Annotated in this window: 10 protein-coding genes; 9 read left to right on the forward strand and 1 reads right to left on the reverse strand. The window is 41.0% G+C overall.

Going from position 1 to position 10,726, the window contains the following annotated elements; genetic code table 11:
• Positions 1–2,979 (reverse strand): putative Ig domain-containing protein (locus ABI367_RS13030; RefSeq protein ID WP_462228441.1); only part of this gene is annotated, 2,979 nt, incomplete at its 3' end.
• Between the two features lie 177 nt (positions 2,980–3,156).
• Here ABI367_RS13030 and ABI367_RS13035 point away from each other — a divergent pair.
• The 9 genes from ABI367_RS13035 to ABI367_RS13075 all read left to right on the forward strand — a co-directional run bounded on the left by ABI367_RS13035 (position 3,157) and on the right by ABI367_RS13075 (position 10,614).
• The gene (locus ABI367_RS13035) at positions 3,157–3,828 is read left to right on the forward strand and encodes a GNAT family N-acetyltransferase (protein WP_462228442.1); all 672 of its coding nucleotides are present in this window, start codon (positions 3,157–3,159) and stop codon (positions 3,826–3,828) included.
• A 180-nt stretch (positions 3,829–4,008) separates the two neighbouring features.
• The gene (locus ABI367_RS13040) at positions 4,009–5,490 is read left to right on the forward strand and encodes a tetratricopeptide repeat protein (protein WP_462228443.1); all 1,482 of its coding nucleotides are present in this window, start codon (positions 4,009–4,011) and stop codon (positions 5,488–5,490) included.
• A 165-nt stretch (positions 5,491–5,655) separates the two neighbouring features.
• Positions 5,656–6,378, forward strand: coding sequence for an SDR family oxidoreductase (locus tag ABI367_RS13045; RefSeq protein ID WP_462228444.1), 723 nt, complete (start codon positions 5,656–5,658; stop codon positions 6,376–6,378).
• Positions 6,362–6,943, forward strand: coding sequence for a hypothetical protein (locus tag ABI367_RS13050; RefSeq protein WP_462228445.1), 582 nt, complete (start codon positions 6,362–6,364; stop codon positions 6,941–6,943). The genes ABI367_RS13045 and ABI367_RS13050 overlap by 17 nt, the downstream gene beginning before the upstream one ends.
• Positions 6,944–6,979: 36 nt before the next feature.
• Positions 6,980–7,240: a phosphopantetheine-binding protein gene (locus ABI367_RS13055; protein WP_462228446.1), complete on the forward strand. Its 261-nt coding sequence runs from the start codon at positions 6,980–6,982 to the stop codon at positions 7,238–7,240.
• A gap of 1 nt (position 7,241) precedes the next feature.
• Positions 7,242–8,585 (forward strand): beta-ketoacyl-[acyl-carrier-protein] synthase family protein, encoded by a 1,344-nt coding sequence (locus tag ABI367_RS13060; RefSeq protein ID WP_462228447.1) that lies wholly within the window; start codon positions 7,242–7,244, stop codon positions 8,583–8,585.
• Positions 8,582–9,397 (forward strand): enoyl-ACP reductase FabI, encoded by an 816-nt coding sequence (locus tag ABI367_RS13065; protein ID WP_462228448.1) that lies wholly within the window; start codon positions 8,582–8,584, stop codon positions 9,395–9,397. Before ABI367_RS13060 ends, ABI367_RS13065 begins: the two co-directional genes overlap by 4 nt.
• A complete protein-coding gene (locus tag ABI367_RS13070; protein ID WP_462228449.1) occupies positions 9,387–9,788 on the forward strand; it encodes a holo-ACP synthase in 402 nt (133 codons plus the stop codon). Before ABI367_RS13065 ends, ABI367_RS13070 begins: the two co-directional genes overlap by 11 nt.
• A gap of 7 nt (positions 9,789–9,795) precedes the next feature.
• On the forward strand, positions 9,796–10,614 hold the full coding sequence (locus tag ABI367_RS13075; protein WP_462228450.1) for an alpha/beta hydrolase: 819 nt from the start codon (positions 9,796–9,798) through the stop codon (positions 10,612–10,614).
• Positions 10,615–10,726 lie beyond the last annotated feature (112 nt).

The following is a 10,726-nucleotide window of genomic DNA, read 5'->3' on the forward strand; positions in this document are numbered from 1 at the left end:
AAATGTAACCGGTATTCCGGCGTAAATATTGTTTGCTGATGCCGAGATAGTTACCGAAGGCGTAACAGGCGGCGGTGCAACCGTTAGCTGTTGTGATATTGGTTGTGCTGTTAAGTATACAATATTATCGCCGGTTTGGCTGGCAGTAATAATGGTAGTACCGGATGCTATAATATGAATTAGGCCCTGTGCAGATACGGTTGCCACCGATGTATTGCTGCTGGTATAAGTAACTGGAAATAGGCTAACGTTACTGCTTGCATTGGCATTAAAATCCACATCGCAAATAACCTTTGCTGCAATAGCCGGAAATGTTATTTGCTCAACTTGCGACACCGTTAGCGTTACAGTAACCGGGCTTGCAGCTAGGAAGTTGCTATTGGCTGCCTGCGATGCGGTGATATGAGCAATCCCGGGAGCAACTATGTGTATCAACCCATTAATTATAACGGCTACCACCGTATTGTCGCTGGTATAGGTAATTGGCGTTTGAGTATTGGTACTTGTTGCAGCCGGTGTAATATCATTATTATTATTAGCTGAATTTACCGATGGTTGTGGGAAAGTAATGACCGCCTGGGATAATGTGGATGCAGCTATATTTACTATGGTAGTGCTGCTGCCGCCTCCATTGTATGCAGTAATGGTATAATCCTGTGCAGGTGATGCAATAGTTGGTGTGCCACTTATAACGCCTGTTGTAGGATCAAATGTCAATCCGGGAGGTAGTGCTCTATCAATGGTGTAACCCGAAATGGTTATTTTTTTTACCTGGTTAGCAGCAGCATCGGCCACAAATAAATTGCCCTGGCCATCAAGTGTTAAGCCAATGGGGCCGTTAAAAGGTATAACAACGCCATTTAAGTTAGTTACAACTAAAGGTGTTACCACTCCTGCCGCTGTTATTCTGCTTACGCTATTGCCGTTTTGATTGGTGACATAAAAATTATTAGTGCCATCAACTTTTATTTCGCGCGGAAAATTTAAACCTGTAGCAAATGTAGAAACGATGCCGGCTGGCGTAATTTTTCTGATAGCGTTATTGGAGGCGTCGGTTACATATAAGTTGCCGACTGCATCTAAAGTAACACCTGTAGGTGTAGCAAATGTTGCTGTTGCAATCGATCCGTTAGTAAACCCGCCCGTAGCACTGCCTGCATATGTTGTTACTACGCCGACAGGGGTAATTTTTCTGATCATGTTGTTTCCCTGATCAGCAACATAAACATTACCTGTAGCATCAACAGCTACTCCGCGAGGGGTGCTAAAACTGGCCGCAGTCCCCGTGCCATTTGCAGAGCCAGCTATACCATTATTGCCCGCCAGGGTTGATACAAGTCCTCCGGGTGTTATTTTTCTTACCAATTGGTTTTGTTCATCACCTACATATAAGTTCCCCGCCGCATCTATAGTAATGCCATCAGGATGATATAAGCTGGCTGCAGTGCCCTGCCCATCTACGCCGGCAGGCACCCCGTTCCCCGCAAAAACTGACACCACCCCGGTATTACTTATTTCTTTGATCCGATTATTATCCCAATCAGCTACAAATAAATTTCCGTTTGCATCAATAGCAGTAGAAGTTGGCGTGTTAAAGCCGTTATAAATAGTGGTTAGCTGCCCGTAAATTGTAGCAGGCACTGCCCCGCCGCTATTGGTTGGCGTTAATGTGGGTATTTTTGTGTTAACAGAATAGGTTTGCGGAGTTTGATAACTTATGTTTGGCGGTGCAATAGTTTGAGACACCGCTGCAAGCACTGCTATGTTTACAACTGTACTGCTGCTTCCCCCTGCATTATAGGCCGTTATTGTATAATTAGTTGCCGGGAATGCTGCGGTAGGTGTACCGGATATAACGCCAGTAGTTGCATCAAAAGTTAATCCGGCGGGCAAGGGCTTGTCTATAACATATCCTGTAACAGATACTTTTCTGATTTTTCTACCTAACTCGGAAACATATAAAAACCCGGCCGGATCATATACTAAATCATTTGGACCACTAAACCTGGCATCGGAGCCGATGCCATCAACTGCCCCGGGCGATACCGCACCGGCTACTGTAGTAACCATACCATCAGTACTAATTTTTCTTATCTGAGAGTTATTCATGTCGGCTACATAAACATTCCCAATGGCATCTATTGCTAAAGCTGCCGGACCAAGGAATATGGCCGATGCAGCAGGGCCATTTTTAGCGGTACCACCATTATCTGCACCTGCATAAGTACTTACTATCCCACCGGCTGTAATTTTTTTTATTTTGTTATTACCATAGTCTGCCACATACATATTTCCTGCAGCATCGATAACCATGTCATAAGGTTGATAGATCTTCGCAGTTGTGGTTGTTCCATTAACATCCCCCTGGGTAGCACCAACAATGGTTGACACAGTAGCATTTGGAGTAATTTTACGTATTAAATGATTATCGGTATCCGCTACGTATATATTACCCATCGCATCGGTAACAATAGACTTTGGGTGATTAAATTTAGCAGCCGTACCTACACCGTCAGCATATCCAGAATTGCCTCCTGCAATAGGTGCGAATACATTGTTGACACTTATTTTTCTTATGTTGGTGCCATATTGGAATGTTGCATAGATATTATCCTGATTATCAATGGTAATACCCTCAATTTGTTCAATACTATAAGCAAAAGTTGACACCGTGCCATCAGGTTTGATCTTTCTTATAACCTTATCAAATATATCAGTAACGTATAAGTCTCCGTTTGAAGTTCGCGCTAATCGGGTAGGCGAATCAAATTTTGCTGCAGTTCCTACCCCATCAACATAACCAGGAGTACTACCAGCAAAAGTTACAACTTCGCCATATCTGTTGGCGGGCACTACACCCCCATTGTTTGAAGGCACAATTGGAGTTATTGAAATATTAGCGTTATAGGTTAAAGTAGCAGGATAACTAATATTAGGAGCCTGTGCAAAGCCACTTATCCCCAATAAAAAAAACAGCAAAATGCAGTAACAAGTAATGAGAAATGTTTTTTTTAAGTACGGCATAAAATTGTGATCGCTACCAAAAATAAAAATTTTACCGAAAGCTTTGTGTATTATTTAGCATAAGTGTTGTTACAAACGAGTTATGACATGCCACAGAGAATGTTTTATACACTTTTTTATAGGTTTGCCACAATGGAACACGTTTTAGATAACCCAGCCTGGAACGCTTTACTAACGGGCAACAAACATTTGGGTGAGGGCAATGAGCAGGTAAAATATTATATACAGCAGGTATCGCCTTTTGTTGGCTTTAGAGATAATAATGCCGCTGATTTTGAATGGTTATATAATTTAATGACCTATAATGGCCCGGCGGTTTTTATCACGCCCGTGTTTGTAGATATTCCCCATCAATGGAAAATTGCCCGCCGTATAATTTGTTACCAAATGCTATATGAAGGTGATTATGATGCAGTGCAACTGCCAACTGTTGCGTTAACCCATAAAGATATACCGCAAATGATGGCTTTAACACAATTAACTAACCCCGGTCCGTTTTTGCCGCGTACTATTGAGTTTGGCCATTATGAGGGAATTTTTGAAGGCGATAAATTAATAGCTATGGCCGGCCAGCGTATGCACCCGGTACCTTATGCCGAAATAAGCGCGGTTTGTACCCATCCGGATCATTTGGGTAAGGGTTATGCCCGCCAATTGCTGCTTAGCCAGGCTAACCGCATAAAAGCCGAAGGAAACATCCCGTTTTTACACGTAAGAGACGATAATTACCGGGCCTTAAAAGTTTACAAAGGTTTGGGTTTTGTTACCCGCCAGCAATTGCATTTTTATGTGTTAACCAAATAATGGGTGCTATTAAACATCCAAAACCATTTGCGGCATTAATATGTTAAACGTACAAATAGAGTAAAAAAACAGCTATTGGTTGTTGCCCTGCTTTACAACTTTGAATCTGTTAAGATGTTGCTGTTTTATATTTATTAGTTTTGAAGACCACTAAACACATGTTTATTTAAATAATGTTTAATGAATTATAGATTTTTATTTGCCTTATCCTTTTTTCTTTGTGTTCAGCAATCTGTAAAAGCAAACTTTGTATTTGATCAAAATTGCATAGCAGCATACCGGGCCATATTTGATCTGCGGTTTAATGATGCCCGGAAATATATTCGCGATGAAAGAGCAAAAAGCCCACAAAATGGCATTCCTATTTTGCTGGATAATTATATCGATTACCTGTACCTGCTCACTACCGAAAATAAAAGTCAGTACGATAAATTTAAAGACAATAAGTCGGATCGTATAGATGCACTGGAGGATAACGATGAAAACTCACCATACTATCTTTTTACCCAGGCCGAGGTTTACCTGCAATCGGGCATGGTAAAGGCCCGCTTTGGCGATTATATATCATCAACACGTGATTTTAAAAAGGCACAAAACCTTTTGACAGAAAATGAGGAAAAGTTTAGAGGCTTTTTACCAAACCAAAAAAGCCTGGGGTTAATTGATGTAATATTTGGTGCCATCCCATCTAACATGAAAGCAATGGCCAACTTTTTAGGCATTCGGGGCAACATTACAACCGGGCTAAAACGTATAGAGCAATTCAGAAACTCAATTGCAAACGGCCCCTACAGTTATTATAATGACGAGACCGTTTTTTTACTATGCCTTACACATGTTGACGTAGTGCATGACAGGAACAGTTACAGCTACCTTTCGCCGTTGATTGAAACCATGAACGATAAAAGCACCTTAAAATCATATTTACAGGGCTATATATGTTTTAAAACGGGCCATGCCGACGAGGCTATTAAGAATATATTGGGTGCCCCAAGGGCTACCCAATATGTAGCCATACCCATAATGGACTACTTGTTAGGAAATGCCAAATTATGCCGTATGGACACAGACGCTAATATTTACCTTACCAAATTTTTAAACGAAACCCAAAGTCCTAATTACATAAAAGACACTTATTTAAAGCTGGCCTATTATTACCTGTTAAGAAACAATACAGCCAAATACAACTATTATCTGGCATTGGTGCGCACCAAAGGGTACACAACAGATGAAAAAGACAAACAGGCATTAAAGGAAGCTAATGATATAAAACCAGATATTGCTTTACTAAAGGCCCGGTTTTATTTTGATGGCGGCTACTATAGCGATGCCCTGGCACAACTAAAAACAATCCAGCTTAATGATCTGAACAACTCGAGGGATAAAATAGAGCTTTACTACCGCTTTGGCCGTACATATGATATGATGAATAATTTTGATGGTGCCTTTACCAATTATCAGCGGGCTATTAGTATGGGCAGAAACGAAAATTATTATTTTGCCGCTAATGCTGCCTTAAACCTGGGCGTTATATTTGAGCAAAGAAAAGATTATAAAAAAGCTGCCGATTTTTATAACACGGCCCTGCAAGTGAAAAGCCACGAATACCAGAACAGTATTGACACCCAGGCAAAAGAAGGTTTAAGCAGGCTGGGAAGGTAATAGTATTGTTTAATTATATTTAGTTTAAAGCAATTGCAACCAGATATTTTTACTGGTTCGTGAGCCTGTTTACAAATTAGTACGATTTTTCAATTTAAAAACTATATTTGGAGTAACACTTATTTGCATATATAAACGGTGTTTCGATATACCGAATTAACTAAAATGGTCGAACGAAAAATATTGATTACCGGGGCCAGCCGGGGGTTGGGGTTAGCAATAGCAAACCGATTATCAACAGAATACACATTAATACTGCACGCTACCCGGGAGGAAAGTTTTACAGGCACCATTGATCCTAAACACCATATTTTATGTGCCGATCTTAGTGACCCGGCCGAGCTAACCGCTTTTTGCAAACGGTTAAAAAAAGAGCATAACGATTTGTTTGGAGTTATTAATAATGCGGGCGTTACCTTTGATACATCATTGGTTTACCAGCCCGAACGCGATATAGACAAAATGCTCCATGTAAATTTGAAAGCGCCTATTATGATATGTAAGGCGGTAATGAAACAATTTTTGTTGAATAAAACCGGTGTAATTATTAATGTGAGCTCAGTAGTAGGCGAAATTGGCAATGCTTTTCAGGTAGTTTATTCGGCTACCAAAGCGGGGTTATTGGCACTGACCAAATCATTGGCCCGCGAAGTTTCTGCTTTAAGCGAAGAGCACTCCATAAGGGTATTAAGCATAGCACCGGGTTTCATTGAAACGGATATGACCGATGGGATACCCGAAAGCGAAAAGCAAAAAGTTTTAAAAGCCATACCGGCAAATCGTTTTGGCAAAGCTGATGAAGTTGCCGAAATGGTTGCCTTCCTGGTATCAGATAAAGCATCGTATATTAACGGAACCAACTTAAATATTAATGGCGGGATATTATGATAACGGTGTACATATAGAAAACCTATGTGCTGTAAATCCAAAAGATATTCTTATTGCTTACGGACCCACCAAACTATTGGTTGACAAGTATCACTGGCACTCGCCTAAAGTAGGAGTAGTAGCCAGTTATACCCCTAAGGCACATGATGTGGAAGACCATTTTGGTGTATTTAGGGGTGTTGACCAGATAGAGGCATTTGTACAGGCCACCGCCGGCTCATTAGCCACTTTTTTAGAGTGTGAAAAAAATGGCTGGGCACCTACGGATATGAAAGATAAACTAGTGCCGAGTTTTATAGGTATAGGTACTGTAAATTTTGTAAGTTACCTGGAAGAAGGAGACACTTTTGTAATGCTCGGGAAAACAACTTATTATAAATTTAAGCAAATGGTTTGCGAAGGAAGGATATTTAAGGCTCCGAAAGGGTTGGACCTCGACGATTATTTTAAGAATTTCGCCGAAGAACGTTTATTTAAATACGACCTTGGCCCTGAATTTACATTGGTATCAGCCTTGTTTGATATAACCGGCAGGGCAATAGACAGATCATACTTTAACAGATAGATAAACTTATAACAATTTAAAAAATATTAACTTATCATGGAAAGACAAGAAGTTATTGACGGTTTAATAGAAGTGCTTAAAACGGTGAGAATGATAGACCCGGAAAGGCTGGTAGGCGTTACCGAGGAAACCGATTTTATGAAGGACCTGACTGTGCCGTCATCTGAATTGATAAACATTGTGGCCAAAGTTGAGCAAAAATTCGACATTGAGTTTGAGGATGATGATATTGACGGTTTAGGGTCGCAGGTTAAGGATGTTGTTGATTTAATATTAAAAGTAAAAGCAAGGGGCTAATATGGCAAACAGACGGGTAGCGGTAGTTGGTATGAGCGGAGCTTTTCCGACTTGTAAAGATATTACTGAGTTTAGTGATAAATTATTCAATAACCAAAGCCTTATACGCACCTGGGACGAAACTTTGGCCTATGGAAAACAGATCCGATCTACCGTTGCCGGTTATATTACCGAAGCAGAGATGGACCTGGATGTTGCATGGGGCCCTGCCGGTACAAACTACCCCGAAGCATTTATTGACAAACTTGGACGTATACCCGTTGGCAATCTGGCCACTGCTGACATAAGCAGTATTTGGGGTATGCTTGGTTCATTGGACGTTATTAAAATGGCCGGCTGGTCGGAAGATATGGTTCGGTCAGAGCATACCGGGGTTGTAATGGGTTCCGGCGCAAGCAGTAACCTGATATTGCGAACCGCATGGCATAATTTTTTTGTTAATGGTGTAAAAACGAGGTATAGCGGCGGCCATACGGTTGACCGTGCCATGTCATATCGTGAAGCTGCAAATGTTTCGACTTTGATAAGAAGCAAAGGTGTTTGCGAAACCATTACTTCTGCCTGTGCAACAGGTTTGGGTAATATTGGCTACGCCTACAGGCTAATTAAATTTGGTTTGCAGGACAGGGTGATAGCTGGTGGAATGGAAGCCACTTCGCTGGAATCTTTTATCGGGTTTGACGGCATGATGATATTAAGCCGCGGCTTTAGTCCCGAAGAGAGTTCGCGCCCGTTTGATATGAAACGAAACGGTTTTGTATGTTCCTTTGGTGCAGGAGTGGTAGCCCTTGAAGAATATGAACAGGCCAAAGCACGCGGCGCTAATATATTGGCGGTTATTGATGAGTATTTTAATAATTCAGACGGCGACGGCGATATGTTTTACCCCTCGTTTGACGGACAAAGAAGATTATGGAAAGGAGTAATGGCCGGATCAACAGGTAAACCTGATGTGGTAAAAGTACACGGCACCTCAACATTTATGGGCGACCCCGTTGAGCTGTTAAGCGTAGTTGATGCTTTAGGAGAGGATGGTTACCATATTTCGGCACCTAAATCCCAATTTGGGCACATGTTGGGCGGTGCTGGTTCGGTTGAATTTATAACTGCGCTGCTGATGCTTAAAGAACAAAAAGTATTGCCTTGCTTAAATTGTGAAAACCTGAACCCCGAACTAGAACCGTTCCAAACAAAACCGGATTGGGAAGGCCCTATGAAACCATTAGCTGCATATCGCGATTTGCTTCCGCAGAAAAGCTTTGCAAAACCAATAAACAGCATTGTTTGCCTTAACTATGGTTTTGGCGGTACCAACAGCGCTATAAAAATATCAAAACACGTATGATAGATAATACAGGCAAGATAGCGGTGATTTTTGGTGTCAGAAATGATAGCTCTATTGCCTATGATGTTGCCTTGAAACTGCATAAATCGGGCTGTAAAATAGCCCTTAGTTATGTAGACGATACCCGGGCCGAGGTGCTGTATTTAATGGAGAAAATTGGCGCCGACACCAGCCTGGCTATGCCGGTTGATGTTAGGGACGAGCAACAGATAAGTGATTTTTTGAATAGCGTATACCAAAAGCTTGGTGCTATTGATTATATATTACACGGCGTAGCCTTTGCCAGCACCAAGGTATTATGTTCAAATTTTGTGGGCAGTACCGATCCTGTCCCCGAATATATTGATATCCCTTTTGAAGACCTGATGGATTCTTTTAACATCAGCGCATACTCGTTATTAAGAATTGCACGGGTGGCAGAAAAGCTGTTGCAAAAAAACGCGTCTATTTTAACACTTACCTACAACGCGGCCAACAGGGTTTTTCCTCAATATGGCGGCATGGCTATAAACAAGGCAGCGCTCGAAAATATGATGCAATACCTGGCCAGCTATTTTCGTAATAAGCAGGTTAGGGTTAATGCCATATCGGCGGGGTTGGTCATGACCACCTCATCAGGCGGTATAAACGGCGTACGCAAAATGCGGAAATTGGGTAAAACAACAGCCCCTTTGGGTAATGTTGATGCGGCCGATGTAGGCGATGCAGCCTTATATTATTTTTCTGATCTTTCAAAAAAAGTAACCGGCAATATCCACTTTGTTGACGGCGGTTTTAATATAATGGGGGTACCGGTAGTTGATGGAGAGTAAACTGGAAACTTCGGTAAATGAAATAACCGGCTTAAAGCAATTTGCTGTAGGTAATGATCTGGTATGCTTATCAGACTTTAAGTTTTCATTAACCGACGTTTTTAAAAACAAGGTATATACGCCTGCCGAAATAGCTTACTGTAATAGCTTTACCGATTCGTTACAACGTTATGCCTCAACCTGGGCCGCAAAAGAAGCGGTGTATAAAGCCGTTAAACAAATTGACCCATCGCCTTTGGCATGGAAAAAAATAGAAGTACTTAGGGCCAAAGGCGGAGGTATACCAACCGTATTATTACCCCCTCAATTTAATAATTACCAAATAAGTCTTACCTTATCACATGATGGCGATTACGCCTGGGCACTGGCATTAATTAATACAACAGCTTGATCAAATTTTGACATCGCACTTTTATCAAACCGATTTTGCCGACCTCCATTACTATAAATTTGGGACAGGAAAAGCCAATATGCTTTGTTTTCATGGCTTTGGTATGCATGGCAAACAGTTTTTGGTGCTTGAACCCGAATTAGGCGATAAATATACCTTTTGGGGGTTTGACCTTTTTTTTCATAAAACCACCATCCTTAAAAATAACGACCTCGACACTATAAAAGCGGGCCTAACCAAAAAACAACTTGCTGATTTTATATTGGGTTTTTGCAAGGCGCAAAATATAGACAGGTTTTCGGTAATAGGGTACTCCATGGGGTCGCATTATGCTACCGTAATTGCAGAAGAAGTTCCTGAACTGATTGATGAATATATTATTGCTGCGCCATCTTCAATTAATCCCGGTAAAATCATGAGGTTTTTCAGCCTTAATAAAATAGGCAATAAACTTATCGAGAAAATAGCATTGAGCAAAACCGCGCTACTTGGACTTTTAAAGTCGCTTCATAAAGTGCGCTTGATTGATGCAGAGGGTTATGCTATTCTTTTAAAAGAGATCGGCACCTATCAGCTTCGGTTTAATTTATACGCCAGTCTTACTTATTTGCGATTTTTAGAAACCGATGAACAAAAATTGAGTTATTCGCTAAACAATTTCCCCATAAAAAGCGTCTTCATATTCGGCCGGCGCGATAAAACCTATCCGCTTTCAATCGGCAAAGACTTTTTGCCGCAAATAAAAAACGCCAAAATACTTAACTTAGATGAATCGCATGAACTCATCAATAAAAATTTTGCCAAAGTTTTAAAGGAAGTATTATAAACAAATGATCATCAAATCAAAACCGGCATCGCTTAGGGGGCTAAAAGTATTTGGTTATTGCATGACAAAGGTCATGAAACTGCTTTTTGTGAACAAAATGGTTATTAATCCG

This window comes from Mucilaginibacter sp. (assembly GCF_039935595.1).
Lineage (GTDB): Bacteria > Bacteroidota > Bacteroidia > Sphingobacteriales > Sphingobacteriaceae > Mucilaginibacter.